The following is a 15,616-nucleotide window of genomic DNA, read 5'->3' on the forward strand; positions in this document are numbered from 1 at the left end:
GCCGAGCGAGGGCTCGGCTCTACAGTATCCCTTTACCAATCAAGGGTGCCGGTGATCACCGTCTGCACCTGGCCGCCCGACCAGACCTCGCCGTCCTCGTCGACCCGCAGGGTCAGGCGCGCATCGTGGCCGACTTCGCGGCCTTGGCTGACTTCGAACGGCGCACGGCCACGTGGCAGCGCGTCGCGCAGGTCCAGCCACGCGGCCAGCACTGCATTGGCGGCCCCCGAGGCGGCGTCCTCGAAGCGCCGACCATTGCCGACGAAAGCGCGCACGGCCAGATCGAATCCCTCACTGCCATCGCTGAAGGCATAGGCGAACACGCCCATGCTGTCGGTGGACTCGGCCAGCGCAGCCACCGCGTTCCAGTCAGGGCGCAGCGCGCGTAGTGCTGCTTCATCGGCCACCTGCACCACCCACCAGCTGCGTCCGCCCTGCATGCGCGCCGGCGGCAGCGAGCCCAGTGGCCAGTCCTTCAGTGCTGCCCGCAGGCGCGGATCGGTGGCTTCAGCGGTCTCCGCCAACTGCGCGCGCGGGGTGCGGATGGCGATGCGCTGCTGCGCGCCCTCACCGCTGACGCGCAGCGGCAGGGCGCCGGCAATGCCGTCCTGCACCAGCACGCCATCGATCGGTGTGGCCAGGCCTGCCTGCAGTACTGCATGCGCCGTGCCGACGCTGGGGTGGCCGGCGAACGGCACTTCCTTCTGCGGGCTGAACATGCGCAGCCGGTAGCTGACACCGGCGGCCTGGGGCGGGAACACGAAGGTGGTCTCGGGCAGGCGCGTCCAGCGTGCGATGGCCTGCATGCTGGCGTCGTCCAGGCCTTCGGCATCGAGTACCACGGCCAGCGGGTTGCCAGCGCCGGCGCGCGGGGAGAACACATCCAGCTGCAGGAAACGGCGGGTGGTCATCGGGGCGAAACTCCAGGATCGGGTGGCGCGCAGCTTAACGCGCCGCTGCAGCGCCGAGCCTACGCTCGGCTCTACAGCCAACGGATCTGGCCGTCGATGACCGGCTGCACCTGGCCGCCGATCCACACCGTGCCCTGCGCATCGACCTGTACCTGCACGCGACCATCGCGACCGACTTCGCGGCCCTGGCTGGCCACGTAGCGGCCCTCGCGGCCGGGCAGGGCATTGCGCTGCCGCAGCCAGGCGCCGATCAGTGCATTGGCACTGCCGGTCACGGGATCCTCGGGCACGGCGGGCGCATCAGCGGGGCAGAAGGCACGCACCACGCGGGTGTGGCCGGTGCCGGCTTCATCGGCGAAGACGGCCAGGCCTGTAGCGTCGGTGGCGAGGTTCCAGTCGGCCAGCGCGGCCATGTCCGGTGCCAGCTCGCGAACGGCGGCGGCATCGCGCAGTGGCAGCAGCCACCAGCGTGCGCCGTTGTCCCAGAGTTCGGGCACCTGCCCGTCGGCAGCGAGCGCCAACAGCGCGGCGGGCGCTCCGTCTGCCTCCGTGTCCAGTTGCCGTGCCGGCGGGCTGGCCAGCTGGATCTCCAGTGCCTCGGCCGGGCCGCTCACCCGTACTGGCAGCACCCCTGCCGCGCATTGCTGCAGCAGGGCGCCGTCGCGCGGTTGGGCCAGGCCGCAGGTCACCGCCGCCCAGGCGGCGCCGACGCTGGGGTGGCCGGCGAAGGCCAGCTCACGGGTCGGGGTGAAGATGCGGATGTGGTAGTCGGCGCCGGGCGCGGTGGGGCGCAGGAAGAACACCGTCTCGGACAGGTTCAGCCAGGCGGCCAGGGCCTGCATCTGGCTGCTGGAGAGCGCGTCGGCGTCCAGGATGGCGCCCAGTGGATTGCCGGTTCCGGGGCGGGGGGCGAAGACGTCGAGCTGCAGGTAACGGAGGACGGCCATCTACGGGGATATTGCGCTTAGAATCAAAGGTTCCGCCCCCGAGGGCGGCTTCCCCACATTCTACATAGCCAATCCATGTCAGCTTCCCCCCTTGTCGATCGTTGGATCGTACTGAAGTTCGGCGGCACTTCGGTGTCGCGTCGTCACCGCTGGGACACGATCGGGAAGCTGGCGAAAAAACGCGCGGAAGAGACCGGATCGCGCGTGCTGGTGGTGGTATCGGCGCTGTCCGGGGTCACCAACGAACTGACCGCGATTGCCGACGGCGCGCCGGACAGCGGTGATCGCGTGGCAGCGCTTGTCGAGCGCCATGAGGGCTTCCTGGCCGAACTCGGCCTGGGCCGCGAGGTGTTGGCCGAACGGCTGGCGGCGCTGCAGGGCCTGCTCGACGATGCGCGGGCGGCTACCCGTCCGCTGGATTGGCAGGCCGAAGTGCTGGGCCAGGGCGAGCTGCTGTCCTCCACCCTGGGCGCGGCCTATCTGCGCGCCTCGGGCCTGGACATGGGCTGGATGGACGCCCGCCAGTGGCTGGACGCGATGCCGCCGCAGCCGAACCAGAGCGACTGGTCGCAGCGGCTGTCGGTGAACTGCCAGTGGCGCGCCGACGCGGAGTGGATGCAGCGCTTCCGCGCGCAGCCGACCCGCCTGCTGATCACCCAGGGCTTCATTTCGCGGCATGCCGATGGCGGTACCGCCATCCTCGGCCGTGGTGGCTCGGATACCTCGGCGGCGTACTTCGGTGCGCTGCTCGGCGCCAGCCGGGTGGAGATCTGGACCGATGTGCCGGGCATGTTCAGCGCCAATCCGAAGGACGTGCCCGACGCACGCCTGCTGACCCGCCTGGACTATTACGAAGCGCAGGAAATCGCCACCACCGGCGCCAAGGTGCTGCACCCGCGCTCGATCAAGCCGTGCCGCGATGCCGGCGTGCCGATGGCCATCCTCGATACCGAGCGCCCGGAACTGCCGGGCACCAGCATCGATGGCAGCGCCGCACCGGTGCCGGGGGTGAAGGCGATCAGCCGCCGCAATGGCATCGTGCTGGTGTCGATGGAAGGCATCGGCATGTGGCAGCAGGTCGGCTTCCTGGCCGATGTGTTCAACCTGTTCAAGAAGCACGGCCTGTCGGTGGACCTGATCGGTTCGGCCGAGACCAACGTCACCGTGTCGCTGGACCCGTCCGAGAACCTGGTCAACACCGATGTGCTGGCCGCGCTGTCGGCCGACCTGTCGCAGATCTGCAAGGTGAAGGTGATCGTGCCGTGCGCGGCGATCACCCTAGTGGGCCGCGGCATGCGGTCGCTGCTGCACAAGCTGTCGGACGTGTGGGCGACCTTCGGCCGCGAGCGCGTACACATGATCTCGCAGTCGTCCAACGACCTGAACCTGACCTTCGTCATCGACGAGGCCGATGCCGATGGCCTGCTGCCGATGCTGCACGCAGAGCTGATCGACAGCGGCGCGATGCCGGTGGAAGAGACCGAAGTGTTCGGCCCGCGCTGGCGCGAGATTGCCGGCACCGTGCGCCCGCGCGGCACGCCGTGGTGGCGTGGCCAGCGTGCGCACCTGCTGCAGCTGGCCGATGCTGGTACGCCGCGCTACGTCTACCACCTGCCGACGGTGCGTGCCCGCGCCCGTGCGCTGGCCGCGATCAAGCCGATCGACCAGCGTTACTACGCGATCAAGGCCAACAGCCACCCGGCCATCCTGCAACTGCTGGAAGCGGAGGGCTTCGGCCTGGAGTGCGTGTCGCACGGTGAGCTGAAGCATGTGTTCCAGCACCTGCCGGAACTGTCGCCCAAGCGCGTGCTGTTCACCCCCAGCTTCTGCCCGCGCAGCGAGTACGAGGCGGCGTTCGCGCTGGGCGTGACTGTGACCGTCGACAACGTGGAAGCGCTGCAGCGCTGGCCGGACCTGTTCCGCAACCGCGAGCTGTGGCTGCGCGTCGATCTGGGCCGGGGCGAGGGCCACCACGCCAAGGTCCGTACCGGTGGCAAGGAGTCCAAGTTCGGCCTGCCGATCGCTCGCGTCGACGAGTTCGTGCGCGCGGCCACCGAACTGGGCAGCCGCGTGGTGGGCCTGCATGCGCACCTGGGCAGCGGCGTGGAAACCGCGCAGCACTGGCGGCTGATGTGCGATGAGCTGGCCGGTTTCGCTCGCCGCATCGGCAGCGTACAGACCATCGATATCGGTGGTGGCCTGCCGATTCCGTACAGCGACGAAGACGAACCCTTCGACCTGGACGCCTGGGCCGAGGGCCTGGCCGAGGTCAAGGCACTGCACCCGGCATTCCGCCTGGCGATCGAGCCGGGCCGCTACCTGGTGGCCGAATCGGGCGTGCTGCTGACCCATGCCACCCAGGTGGTGGAAAAGGACGGCGTGCGCCGTGTCGGCCTGGACGCCGGCATGAACGCACTGATGCGCCCGGCGCTGTACGACGCCTGGCATGACATCGAGAATCTCAGCCGCCAGGGCGGTTATGCCGAAGCGGCGTTCGATGTGGTCGGGCCGATCTGCGAATCCAGCGATGTGTTCGGCAAGCGCCGCAAGCTGCCGGTGTCGACCGCGCCGGACGACGTGATGCTGATCGCCGATGCCGGTGCCTACGGCTATGTGATGGCCAACACCTACAACCAGCGGATGCTGCCGCGCGAAGACGTGATCGAATGACCACCGCCCGCGCCCTGCACCCGCCCACCGACACGCCCCGCGCCCTCGAGCGGGCCCGTGCCTGACCGGATACACCATGACTGCTTTCGACAAACACCAGGTTTCCCGCTTCCGCTTCGTCCGCTGCGACTTCGCAGCGGATACCGGCGTGGCCCGGCTGGTCTACGCCTTCGACGACGGCCCGGAGATGGTGGAGACCATCACCGTGCCGGGTGCCCCGTTCGTGCTGGACGAGGCGCGCGCCGCTGCCGTGCAGCGTGCGCTGCAGCTGCTGCACCTGATCGCCGGCGTCAGCTACTACAAGGCCGGCGTACCGGATACGGTCAGCATCGACAGTTACAGCATCGATGCCGATACCGCCGCACTGGTGGAGACCATTTACCTCAATGGCCTGGGCGAATTCGCCTACCGTAACGGCCTGAACCTGCGCGGCCGCTTCCGGTTGCCGGTGCAGGGCGAGGCCGTGCAGGCGCCGGCGCTGGGCCTGCAGCCGCACGCACTGGTGGCCATCGGCGGCGGCAAGGATTCGCTGGTCAGCATCGAAGCGCTGCGCCGTGCCGGCGTGGACGAAACGGTGACCTGGATCGGTGGCTCGCAGCTGATCCGCGCCTGTGCCGAGCGCACCGGCCTGCCGACACTGAACCTGGGCCGTGCGCTGGCGCCGGAACTGTTCGAGCTCAACCGCCAGGGCGCCTGGAACGGCCACATCCCGGTCACTGCGGTGAACTCGGCAATCATGGTGCTGGCCGCGTTGCTGCAGGGCGTGGACCAGGTCGTGTTCTCCAACGAGCGTTCGGCCAGCTACGGCAGCCAGATTCCGGGCACCGGCGAAGTGAACCACCAGTGGTCCAAGGGCTGGGTGTTTGAACAGGCCTTCGGCAGCCATGTACAGGCGCACGTTGCGGCGGACCTGCAGTACTACTCGCTGCTGCGCCCGTTGTCCGAGCTGGCGGTGGCCCGCCAGTTCGCCAAGACCGATTTCTACGACGCGCACTTCTCCAGCTGCAACCGCAATTTCCACATCCTCGGCGAGCGCCCGGTGAACCGCTGGTGTGGCGTCTGCCCGAAGTGCCATTTCGTGTTCCTGGCGCTGGCCCCGTTCATGCCCAAGACGCGCCTGGTGCGCATCTTCGGCCGCAACCTGCTGGACGATGCCGAGCAGGCCGGTGGCTTCGATGCGCTGCTGGAATTCCAGGACCACAAGCCGTTCGAGTGCGTGGGCGAAGGCCGCGAATCTCGTGCGGCGATGGCGACCCTGGCCCAGCGCCCGGAATGGAAGGAAGACGTGTTGGTGAAGCGCTTCTGCAATGAAATCCAGCCGCAGCTGGATGCCGCCGAACTGGAACTGGCGCCGCTGCTGCAGCTGCAGGGCGAGCACCGCGTTCCGGCTGCGCTGTGGGACCGGGTGCGTGAAGATTTCGAAGCTTGAAGGAAAGCGCGTCGCGCTGTGGGGCTGGGGCCGCGAGGGCCGCGCCGCGTTTGCGGTACTTCGTGAGCGCCTGCCCACGCTGCCGCTGAGCCTGTTCTGCCCGGCGGCCGAAGTTGGGGCCGCACGCGTGGAAACACAGAGCGCCCTGGACGTGCGTGGCGAGCCTTCCGCTGAAGCGCTGGCCGCGTTCAACGTGGTGATCAAATCGCCCGGCATCAGTCCCTATCAGCCGATCGCGCTGGCGGCGGCAGCGCAGGGCACCACCTTCATCGGCGGCACTGCGCTGTGGTTCGCCGAGCATGCGGCTGACGATGGCATCGTGCACGACACCGTGTGCGTGACCGGCACCAAGGGCAAGAGCACCACCACCGCGCTGGTCGCGCACCTGTTGCGCGCGGCCGGCCACCGCACCGGACTGGTCGGCAACATCGGCCTGCCGCTGCTGGAGGTGCTGGACCCGCAGCCGGCGCCCGAGTACTGGGCCGTCGAGCTGTCCAGCTACCAGACCGGTGAAGTGGCGCGCAGTGGCGCCCACCCGCAGGTGGCAGTGGTGCTGAACCTGTTCCCGGAACACCTGGACTGGCACGGCAGCGAACGGCGTTACATCGAAGACAAGCTGCGGCTGGTGACGGAAGCCGCACCGCGCATTGCCGTGCTCAATGCGGCCGATCCGCACCTGGCGGCACTGTCGCTGCCCGATAGTGAGGTGGTCTGGTTCAACCAGCCGCAGGGCTGGCATATGCGGGGCGACATCGTGCATCGCGGCGAACAGGCGGTGTTCGATACCCGCAACACGCCGCTGCCGGGCCGCCACAACCGCGGCAACCTGTGCGCGGTGCTGGCTGCACTGGAAGCGCTGGGCCTGGATGCCGTGGCGCTGGCACCGGCGGTGCAGGATTTCCGCCCGCTGCCGAACCGCCTGCAGCGGATTGGCGTGGCCGATGGCCTGACCTACGTCAACGATTCGATCAGCACCACGCCGCATGCCAGCCTGGCGGCGCTGGAGTGCTTCGCCGGGCAGCGCATCGCGCTGCTGGTGGGCGGGCACGACCGTGGCCTGGACTGGACCGACTTCATGCAGCACATGGCGCACGATGTGCCGCCGGTGGAGATCGTGACCATGGGCAGCAACGGCCCGCGCATCCACGCGATGCTGCAGCCGCTGGCCGACGCCGGCCGCTTCGGCCTGCACGCTGCGGGCGATCTTGCCGAGGCGATGGCGTTGGCGCGCACGGCGCTGGGCGCACAGGGCGGGGTGGTGCTGCTGTCGCCGGGTGCGCCGAGCTTCGGGGCCTACCGCGATTACGTGGCGCGCGGACGCCATTTCGCCGAACTGGCTGGGTTCGATCCGGACAGCATCAGCGCGATTCCGGGGTTGGGCATCGCCTGACCGGCGGGATCGGGGTCGGATCCCTTTCCGCAGGAAAGGGTTCTGACCCCATCGTGCGTTTATCATGCAGGCATCCCCGGACGGACCCGGATGCCCGCATGTGCACCTTCATTACCCTGTTCCTGCCCGCATCCTTATCGCACGTTGAAGCCGCCGCGATCATGCAGCGCAGTGGCCGGCGCCTGTTTGCGCAGGATTCGCCCAGCCTGCAGTCAGCGGTGGGCCCGGATTGGCAGCCGTGGCTGAGTGCCGCGCACTGCGATTGCGGCACGTCGCTGGCCTCGGCGCAGGCGGTTCGTGAGTGGAACGGCGATGATGCCGAACGCTGGCGCAGGAAGGGCTGGAGCGAAGCGAAGATCGCGCGCGCGTTGGCGGCGCAGTTGGCGCGGCATGAACAGGATCAGCAGGCACGCCGCGATGAAGCCCTGGACGATGCCGGCCAGTGGTTGCAGCGTATCGACGCGCTGTTGCAGGCTGGGGCCGCGCGCATCGGCCTGCTGGTGCGCGACTATGACGGTTCGGTGGGTGCCCGGCAGCCGAAGCCGCCGGAACGGCGCTGGTCGCGCGCGCATCTGGCGGCGTCGGATCTGCTGGCATTCGAGCCGGGCACGTTGCACTGGATCGAGCGTGGGTAGTGCCGGCCGCTGGCCGGCAACCTGCGGGGAAATTCATCCACGCATGGCGTGGCTCTACTGTAGCGCCGAGCCCACGCTCGGCGGCCTTCATTCGTCTTCGTCGATGAACGCGTAACCGCCGTCAATGAGCTGCTGCAGGTACGCATCGAAGCTCGGCGCAATGACTGCGTAGCTGTCCGGATCGTGCAGGTAGCGCACCACCTGGCCGACCGTACCACCCGGTGCCGGATCGAAATCCAGGTACAGCATCGAGGTGCCGCCGTTGTTCATGCAGTGCGAGAAGCACAGGCGCCTGCTCATCGGTAGATCACCGTCGATGCCTTCACCGAGGATCTCCGGCTCCTCATCCAGCCACTCTTCGTAGATGGAACGGATGCTGTCGTCCCACTGCTGCTGGTCCTCGAAGATCTGCGCGACCGAGCGCAGGTAGTACGGGTAGCCACCGTCCTCCACGTCCGAGCCCAGCATCAGTACGCAGACCTTGCCGCCGGGGTACTCCCGGTAGTGGGTGCCATCCACGCGCGATAGGAGTTCCACCAGGCTGTCCGGCACCTGCGGCCACTGCGCTCGCAGGCGCTGCAGGTCCTCGGCGCTGGCGCCCTGGACATGTGCCCACTGCGGGGCATCCTCGGCAGGCAAACGCGGGATCAGGCCAGACAGAAAGCGATCAACAAGATTCATGCGAAAAAAGGGGACGGAGGGGATTAAGTCGTATCCAACCACACCTGCGTCACGCCGCCAATGCAGAATGCGACGCGGGAGGGGCGAATACGGCTTAATCCCCTCCGTCCCCTTTTTCTTGCGGAGCAGGCGCATGAATCGTTGGCGATGCGGTGTGGCGATGATGCTGGGGCTGGCGGCGATGCCGGCCTGGGCGGCGATGAAGACGCAGCCGGTGGAGTGGAAGCACCAGGGCACGACCTTCAGTGGCGTGCTGGTCTATGACGATGGTGGGCACGACAAGCGCCCGGGCCTGGTGATGGTGCCGAACTGGAAGGGTGTGAACGAGTCGGCGGTCGAGAAGGCCAAGCAGCTGGCCGGTGATGACTACGTGGTGCTGGTGGCCGATGTCTATGGCAAGGACGTGCGGCCGAAGAGTGATGCGGAGGCGGGGCCGGTGGCCAGCAAGCTGCGCAATGACCGGCCGCGGCTGCGTGCGCGTGCACTGGAAGCGGTGAACGTGCTCAAGGCGCAGGCCGGCAAGGTGCCGCTGGATGCCAGCCGGATCGGTGCGGTCGGTTTCTGTTTCGGTGGCACCACGGTGCTGGAGCTGGCCCGCGCCGGTGCGCCGCTGGCCGCTGTGGTCAGCCTGCACGGTGGGTTGGGTTCGCCCTTGCCGGCGCAGGCCGGTGGCACCCATCCGTCCGTGCTGGTGCTCAATGGCGCCGATGACAAGAGCGTGACCGCCGAGGACATCGCCGCTTTCCAGAAGGAAATGGACGCGGCCAAGGTCGATTGGGAGTTCACCAACTACAGTGGTGCGGTGCACTGCTTCGCCGAGCGCGACGCCAACAGCCCGCCGGGCTGCCAGTACAACGAGCGGGCGGCAAAGCGCGCGTGGAAGGCGCTGGATGAATTCTTCGAGGAGCGCTTCCGGTAATAAACGGCGTGCCGACCAACGGTCGGCACCCACCGGAATGCCGGTTTGGTGGGTGCCGACCGTTGGTCGGCACGCCTCCATCAATGCGAGCGCTGCACCGCGTAGCGGGCCAGGCCGCGCAGGGCAGCCACGGCGTCATTGTCGCCCAGGCCGTCGAGCGCACGCTCGGCGGCTTCGGCGTACTCTTCGGCGCGGCGGCGGCTGTACTCCAGGCCGCCGGTGACGCGGATCGCGGCCAGCACTTCCGGCATCGCCGAGGCGTCGCCGTCCTGCACGATGGTGCGCAGGCGCTCGCGGGTAGCGTCATCGGAGTGGGCCATCGCGTGGATCAGCGGCAACGTGGCCTTGCCCTCGGCGAGGTCGTCGCCCAGGTTCTTGCCCAGCTCCTCGGCGTTGGCCGAGTAGTCCAGCACGTCGTCGGCGATCTGGAATGCGTAGCCCAGGTGCATGCCGTAGTCGAACAGGGCCTGCTGGGTCGCCTCATCCACGCCGCTGGCCAGCGCGCCCAGGCGGGTGCCGGCGGCGAACAGCACCGCGGTCTTGCGCTCGATCACGCGCAGGTAGGCGGCTTCATCGGTGTCCGGGTTGTGCACATGCAGCAGCTGCAGCACTTCACCCTCGGCGATGCGGTTGGTGGCATCGGCCAGGATCTGCATCACCGGCATGCGCTCCAGCTCGACCATCAGCTGGAAGCTGCGCGAGTACAGGAAGTCGCCCACCAGCACGCTGGGCGCGTTGCCCCACAGCGCGTTGGCGGTGCTGCGGCCACGCCGCAGGCTGGACTCGTCCACCACGTCGTCGTGCAGCAGGGTAGAGGTGTGGATGAACTCGATGATCGCCGCCAGCTGGTGGTGCTCCGGGCCGGCCTGGCCGACCGCGTGGCCGGCCAGCATCACCAGCATCGGGCGCAGGCGCTTGCCGCCGGCGGAAATGATGTGGTCGGCGATCTGGTTGATCAGCACGACGTCCGAGGACAGCCGGCGCCGGATCAGGGCGTCGACGGCGGCCATGTCGGCCGCGGCAAGCGACTGGATCTGGGGCAGGCCCAGGGCGGGACGGGTGTCTTCGGTGATGGTCATGCGATCAGGCTTTCAGGCTCACCATCGATTATAGGCGCTGGCCGTGAATTCGGGCGCAAACCGGCCCGAGCGGCAATTCCAGCCCGGCCTGCGCGGCCCTTCGCGTGAATACGTATGCAGGTTGCGCCATGCCCGCGAGGCCACCGCTAAGCTTGCCGGATCAGGATTTCGGCCCGCTGTCGGCGGGTCCCGCATGCCCGGAGGGGGGCTGTCGATGTCGCACTATCCATGGTGGCGCGGAGCCGTCATCTACCAGATCTACCCGCGCAGTTTCCTCGATGCCAACGGCGATGGGGTGGGCGACCTGCCGGGCATCATCGAGCGCCTGGACCACATTGCCGCGCTGGGCGTGGATGCGATCTGGATCTCGCCGTTCTTCAAGTCCCCCATGGCCGACTTCGGCTACGACATCGCCGACTACCGCGACGTCGACCCGCTGTTCGGCAGCCTGGACGACTTCGACCGCCTGCTGGCCAAGGCCCACGGCCTGGGCCTGAAGGTGATGATCGACCAGGTGCTGAGCCATACCTCGATCGAGCATGCCTGGTTCCGCGAGAGCCGCCAGGACCGCAGCAATCCGAAGGCGGACTGGTACGTCTGGGCCGACCCGCGCGAGGACGGCACCCCGCCCAACAACTGGCTGTCACTGTTCGGCGGCTGCGCCTGGCAATGGGAGCCGCGCCGCGAGCAGTACTACCTGCACAACTTCCTGGTCGACCAGCCGGACCTGAACTTCCATCACCCGGACGTGCAGCAGGCCACCCTGGACAATGTCCGCTTCTGGCTCGATCGCGGCGTGGATGGCTTCCGCCTGGATGCGATCAACTTCTGCTTCCACGATGCGCAGCTGCGTGACAACCCGCCCAAGCCGGCGGAGAAGCGGGTGGGGCGCGGCTTCAGCCCGGACAACCCGTACGCTTACCAGTACCACTACTACAACAACACCCAGCCGGAGAACCTGCCGTTCCTGGAGCGCCTGCGCGCGCTGCTGGATCAGTACCCGGGCGCGGTCAGCCTGGGCGAGATCTCCTCGGAGGACTCGCTGGCGACCACCGCCGAGTACACCCGCGAAGGCCGCCTGCACATGGGGTACAGCTTCGAGCTGCTGGTGAACGACTACAGCGCGGCCTACATCCGCGACACGGTCTCACGCCTGGAAGCGGCGATGACCGAAGGCTGGCCGTGCTGGGCGGTTTCCAATCACGACGTGGAGCGGGCGGTCAGCCGCTGGGGCGGTCACCCGGCTGACCCGCGCCTGGCGCGGATGCTGGTGGCGATGCTGTGCTCGCTGCGCGGTTCGGTCTGCCTGTACCAGGGCGAGGAGCTCGGCCTGGCCGAGGCCGAGGTGCCATTCGAGGCCCTGCAGGACCCCTACGGCATCACCTTCTGGCCGAACTTCAAGGGCCGTGATGGCTGCCGCACCCCGCTGCCGTGGACCGATGCACCGCTGGCCGGCTTCACCAGCGGCCAGCCCTGGCTGCCGATTCCGGCCGAGCACCGGGCGGCGGCGGTGGCTGTGCAGGAACGCGACCCGCACTCGGTGCTGGCGGCGTTCCGGGCGTTCCTGGCCTGGCGGCATACCCAGCCGGCGCTTCTGCATGGCAGCATCAGATTCCTTGAAAGCGCCGAGCCAGTGCTGCTGTTCGAGCGTATGCTTGCAGATGAAACCCTCCTGCTGGCCTTCAACCTGTCGGCCGAGGCAGTGACCCATCCGCTGCCGCCGGGCAACTGGCAGCAGGTGGCGGTACCGGGCCCGGATGCGGGCACGGTGCAGGGCAACGAACTCCAGCTGCCGCCGTGCGCGGTGTATTGCGCCCGACGCAGCTGACCGTTTTCTCCGGTGGCGGTACTTGCGGGGACGGGGCCGAAGCGCCCCGTCCCTTTTTTGTGGGTGGAATTCCGGTGAACGGCATCCACGCATGGCATGGATCTACGGCTTGGAATGTCGCTGCATGGGCCTTGCTGATCACGTGCCGGCATCCGCGCAAAAGAAAACCCGCTGCCTGCGCAGCGGGTTTCCGGTCCTGCTCCCTTTGTGTTGCCGGCCAGCGGCCGGCGCTACCGGGTTCGGGGTGCCAGCCAGCGGCCGGCACGACCCGGCCGTGATCAGAACTTGTAGTTCACGCCCAGCATGTAGGTGCGGCCCCACTCGATGTACTCCAGCGGGCGGTCCTTGCTGCCGGCGTAGGTGCGGTACGGCTCGTTGGTCAGGTTGCTGCCCTGCAGAAGCAGGGTCAGGCCACGCAGGGCACTGCTGTCGCTGAAGGTATAGCTGATCTGCGCATCGGTCACGTTCTCGCCGACAACGTAGCGCAGGCTGCGGTTGCCGTTGAAGTTGCCGATCTCGCCGATGAAGTCCGAACGCCGGCGCTGGCTGACGCGTGCTTCGAAGCCGCTGCGCTCGTAGTAGGCGGTGAAGTTGTACACGCGCTTGGACAGGCCCGGCAGGCTGATCGGATCACTGCCCACGCTGGAGGCGCTTTCCGGATCCAGGATGGTGATGTCGCTCTTGTTGAAGGTCGCGCTGGCCTGCACGCCGAAGCCACGCAGGCTGTCGGTCAGCATCTCCAGCGGGAACGATGCGGTCAGTTCCAGGCCCTTCAGCGTGCCGCCCTTGCCGTTCTGCGGGGCGGAGAAGGTGCCGGTGGTCAGCACCGGTGCCGTCATGCCCGGCGGCGGCACGTAGCTGCCCAGCAGCGCGGTGAAGTCGTAGTTGTCGACCGACTGGGTGTAGACGTAGCTCTTCAGGTCCTTGTAGAAGATCGCGGCAGCCACGTAGGCCTTCTCGCCGAAGTACTTCTCGTAGGACAGGTCCAGCGCGGTGGCACGCCACGGGTCCAGCAGCGGATTGCCGCCGCTGCCGCCGGGGCGGCCGGTGCCGGTGTCTACGCCGAACTCCAGGCCGGCGCGCATCTGGTCCACGCGCGGGCGTGCGACCTGCTTTGCAGCGGCGAAGCGCAGCGTCTGCTGGTGAGGGAACAGGAAGGCCAGGTTCAGGCTCGGCAGCCAATCGTTGTAGGTGCGGCCGTTCGAGTACGGCTGCACGTTGTTGCCGGCCGACTGCGAGCTGTCCCAGTAGCGCGAATCCGAACTCTGGTCGGTGTGCTGCATCTGCACGCCGATGTTGCCGCGTACGCCGACTTCACCGATGTCGGCGTTGATGTTCAGGCGCGCCCAGGCGGTGGTGATCTTCTCCTGTACCGTCCACGACTTGGGAATCAGGTAGTCCAGGTTGTCGACCGGGTTGAAGGTCATGTAGCGGCCCACCGCAGCGGGCACGTTCCAGGCCGGGATGGTGCCGAGGCCGGCGAAGCCCAGGTTGACCGGGCGGTACTGCAGGTCCGAGGCGATGTTGGCGTCGCCCTGCGCACCCAGCAGGATGTTGCCTTCGGACTGGGTCTTCACCTTGCGGCGGTCGGCGTAGTTCACGCCGATGTCGATGTCCGGCGCCCACGACGCGAGGGCATCGGGCAGGGCAATGGTGGCGGCCAGCTTGCCACCCTTCAGGCGGTCTTCCACCTTCGGCACCTTGCCGTAGCCGGAACCGTAGATGGTGTTGGTCAGGAACAGGGCGTCGGGGTTGGAATAGTTCAGCCCTGGGCTGATCTGCGAGAACCCGTCCTGGCGGATCGTCACGCCGACCGTATCCAGTTGCGGCATCGGCGTCAGCTGCAGGTTGTTTTCCAGGTTCAGCTCGTCGCGCGTGGCCTTGGAGTAGTTCAGGTCGGCGACCAGCTTGACGCCACTGAAGTTGAACTCGTTGTTCCAGCCGAACGCATCGATCTTGTCCTTGCGCTTGTTGTACATGCCGCGAACCAGCGGATACACGCCACTGGCAGTGCCACCGGTGAACGAGCCATTGGCGTTGACCTGCGGGTTGCTGACCAGCAGGCCCGGGGTGTAGTTGCCGTTGTAGTTGCTGAGGTTCAGCTCGAACTGGTTGGCGGTGTCGATCTGCTCGGCTTCGGTGTGGAATGCATCGAAGGTGCTGGTCCAGCTGTTGTTCGGCCGGAACTGGATCGTGGCCATCACGCCGTCACGCTTGTTGTTGCCGGTGCGGCGCAGCGCCTTGATGCCATCGGAGAAGTAGGTGCCGGCACCCACGCCCGGACGGTCGCCCTTGTCGGTGTGCTCGGTGGTCCACGGTTCGTACAGGCCGACCTGGTTCTCCTGGATCGGCATGTCGCTGTGCGCATAGCCGATGGCGATGCCCAGGGTCTTGTCCAGGAACTGGTCGATGTAGCTGGCGCTGAAGCGGTTGCCGTACGGATCGGCGTTGGCGGCGCGGCCCAGCGAGCTCTTCTGGTAGCGGCCACTGACCGCGATCACGCGCTCGCCGAAGCTGAGCGGGCGAGCGGTCTGCATGTCGATGGTGCCCGACAGGCCCTGGCCGACCAGCGCCGCGTCCGGGGTCTTGTACACTGTCACGCCGTTGACCAGTTCGGACGGATACTGGTCGAACTCGACGCCACGGTTGTCGCCGGTGCTGACCACTTCGCGGCCATTGAGCAGGGTGGTGGCGAAGTCCGGCGACAGGCCGCGCACGCTGATCACCTGCGCACGGCCGGCAACGCGCTGGGCGGCCAGGCCGGGCAGGCGCGAAATGGACTCGGCGATGCTGACGTCGGGCAGCTTGCCGATGTCTTCGGCGGAGATCGCTTCGACCACCGAGGTGGCGTCCTGCTTGACCGCGATCGCGCTCTCGATGCCGCGGCGGATCCCGGTGACCTGCACCGTATCGAGGTTGGTGGCGGCGGTGCCGGCCGGCGTGGTGGTGCTCTGCGTGGACTGTGCCGACGCCAGCGTCGGCGCCAGGACAACGGCCAGCGCGATGCTGAGCGCGCTGCGCTTGTGGTTCAACATTTTCCCCTCCCAGGCAATGTTGCAGATCGATTTGTGAGCGTTCCGGCGGCGCCGTGAACGTGCGACGCGGTGGCCGCTGTCGTCGCCGCTAT

General features: G+C 67.8%; 11 protein-coding genes. 6 read left to right on the forward strand and 5 right to left on the reverse strand.

All coding sequences use genetic code 11. From position 1 onward, the window contains the following. Positions 1-32: 32 nt before the first annotated feature. Both ACEPA4_RS05245 and ACEPA4_RS05250 read right to left on the reverse strand, forming a co-directional pair. Positions 33-911, reverse strand: a complete 879-nt coding sequence (locus ACEPA4_RS05245; protein WP_164093564.1) for a PhzF family phenazine biosynthesis protein — start codon at positions 909-911, stop codon at positions 33-35. A 71-nt stretch (positions 912-982) separates the two neighbouring features. After that, complete coding sequence (locus ACEPA4_RS05250) at positions 983-1,858, reverse strand: PhzF family phenazine biosynthesis protein (RefSeq protein WP_139726796.1); 876 nt, start codon at positions 1,856-1,858, stop codon at positions 983-985. Between the two features lie 75 nt (positions 1,859-1,933). Between ACEPA4_RS05250 and ACEPA4_RS05255 the strand changes: the two genes are divergently transcribed. The 4 genes from ACEPA4_RS05255 (at position 1,934) to ACEPA4_RS05270 (ending at position 7,982) form a co-directional block, all read left to right on the forward strand. Next, positions 1,934-4,528, forward strand: coding sequence for a bifunctional aspartate kinase/diaminopimelate decarboxylase (locus ACEPA4_RS05255; RefSeq protein ID WP_139726797.1), 2,595 nt, complete (start codon positions 1,934-1,936; stop codon positions 4,526-4,528). Positions 4,529-4,604: 76 nt separating this feature from the next. Continuing rightward, a complete protein-coding gene (murL, locus tag ACEPA4_RS05260) occupies positions 4,605-5,957 on the forward strand; it encodes a UDP-N-acetyl-alpha-D-muramoyl-L-alanyl-L-glutamate epimerase (protein ID WP_262090475.1) in 1,353 nt (450 codons plus the stop codon). Next, positions 5,938-7,347 carry a UDP-N-acetylmuramoyl-L-alanine--D-glutamate ligase gene (gene murD / locus ACEPA4_RS05265; RefSeq protein ID WP_262090474.1) on the forward strand — a complete coding sequence of 470 codons (1,410 nt, stop codon included), beginning with the start codon at positions 5,938-5,940 and terminating at the stop codon, positions 7,345-7,347. The genes murL and murD overlap by 20 nt, the downstream gene beginning before the upstream one ends. 98 nt (positions 7,348-7,445) lie before the next feature. After that, on the forward strand, positions 7,446-7,982 hold the full coding sequence (locus ACEPA4_RS05270) for a hypothetical protein (RefSeq protein WP_065177914.1): 537 nt from the start codon (positions 7,446-7,448) through the stop codon (positions 7,980-7,982). A gap of 87 nt (positions 7,983-8,069) precedes the next feature. Here ACEPA4_RS05270 and ACEPA4_RS05275 read toward each other — a convergent pair whose 3' ends face one another. Continuing rightward, complete coding sequence (locus ACEPA4_RS05275) at positions 8,070-8,663, reverse strand: SMI1/KNR4 family protein (protein ID WP_065177913.1); 594 nt, start codon at positions 8,661-8,663, stop codon at positions 8,070-8,072. 133 nt (positions 8,664-8,796) lie between these two features. Between ACEPA4_RS05275 and ACEPA4_RS05280 the strand changes: the two genes are divergently transcribed. Then, the gene (locus tag ACEPA4_RS05280) at positions 8,797-9,582 is read left to right on the forward strand and encodes a dienelactone hydrolase family protein (RefSeq protein WP_262090472.1); all 786 of its coding nucleotides are present in this window, start codon (positions 8,797-8,799) and stop codon (positions 9,580-9,582) included. 80 nt (positions 9,583-9,662) lie between these two features. On the opposite strand, the gene ACEPA4_RS05285 is transcribed toward ACEPA4_RS05280, so the two are convergent. Continuing rightward, positions 9,663-10,661 (reverse strand): polyprenyl synthetase family protein, encoded by a 999-nt coding sequence (locus ACEPA4_RS05285; RefSeq protein ID WP_005415617.1) that lies wholly within the window; start codon positions 10,659-10,661, stop codon positions 9,663-9,665. A 214-nt stretch (positions 10,662-10,875) separates the two neighbouring features. On the opposite strand from ACEPA4_RS05285, the gene ACEPA4_RS05290 reads away from it, so the two are divergent. Then, on the forward strand, positions 10,876-12,489 hold the full coding sequence (locus tag ACEPA4_RS05290) for an alpha-glucosidase family protein (RefSeq protein WP_262090040.1): 1,614 nt from the start codon (positions 10,876-10,878) through the stop codon (positions 12,487-12,489). A gap of 278 nt (positions 12,490-12,767) precedes the next feature. Here the strand turns inward: ACEPA4_RS05290 and ACEPA4_RS05295 are convergent, their stop codons facing one another. Further along, complete coding sequence (locus tag ACEPA4_RS05295; protein WP_262090039.1) at positions 12,768-15,524, reverse strand: TonB-dependent receptor; 2,757 nt, start codon at positions 15,522-15,524, stop codon at positions 12,768-12,770. Positions 15,525-15,616 lie beyond the last annotated feature (92 nt).

Source organism: Stenotrophomonas sp. P2112 (assembly GCF_041897515.1).
GTDB classification, from domain to species: Bacteria; Pseudomonadota; Gammaproteobacteria; order Xanthomonadales; family Xanthomonadaceae; genus Stenotrophomonas; species Stenotrophomonas sepilia.

Coding starts and splice junctions, on each gene's coding strand:
- ACEPA4_RS05280 (WP_262090472.1), top strand. CDS start 8,797: ATGAATCGTTGGCGATGCGGTGTGGCGATGATGCTGGGGCTGGCGGCG.
- ACEPA4_RS05285 (WP_005415617.1), bottom strand. CDS start 10,661: ATGACCATCACCGAAGACACCCGTCCCGCCCTGGGCCTGCCCCAGATC.
- ACEPA4_RS05250 (WP_139726796.1), bottom strand. CDS start 1,858: ATGGCCGTCCTCCGTTACCTGCAGCTCGACGTCTTCGCCCCCCGCCCC.
- ACEPA4_RS05275 (WP_065177913.1), bottom strand. CDS start 8,663: ATGAATCTTGTTGATCGCTTTCTGTCTGGCCTGATCCCGCGTTTGCCT.
- ACEPA4_RS05255 (WP_139726797.1), top strand. CDS start 1,934: ATGTCAGCTTCCCCCCTTGTCGATCGTTGGATCGTACTGAAGTTCGGC.
- murL (WP_262090475.1), top strand. CDS start 4,605: ATGACTGCTTTCGACAAACACCAGGTTTCCCGCTTCCGCTTCGTCCGC.
- ACEPA4_RS05245 (WP_164093564.1), bottom strand. CDS start 911: ATGACCACCCGCCGTTTCCTGCAGCTGGATGTGTTCTCCCCGCGCGCC.
- ACEPA4_RS05295 (WP_262090039.1), bottom strand. CDS start 15,524: ATGTTGAACCACAAGCGCAGCGCGCTCAGCATCGCGCTGGCCGTTGTC.
- ACEPA4_RS05290 (WP_262090040.1), top strand. CDS start 10,876: ATGTCGCACTATCCATGGTGGCGCGGAGCCGTCATCTACCAGATCTAC.
- ACEPA4_RS05270 (WP_065177914.1), top strand. CDS start 7,446: ATGTGCACCTTCATTACCCTGTTCCTGCCCGCATCCTTATCGCACGTT.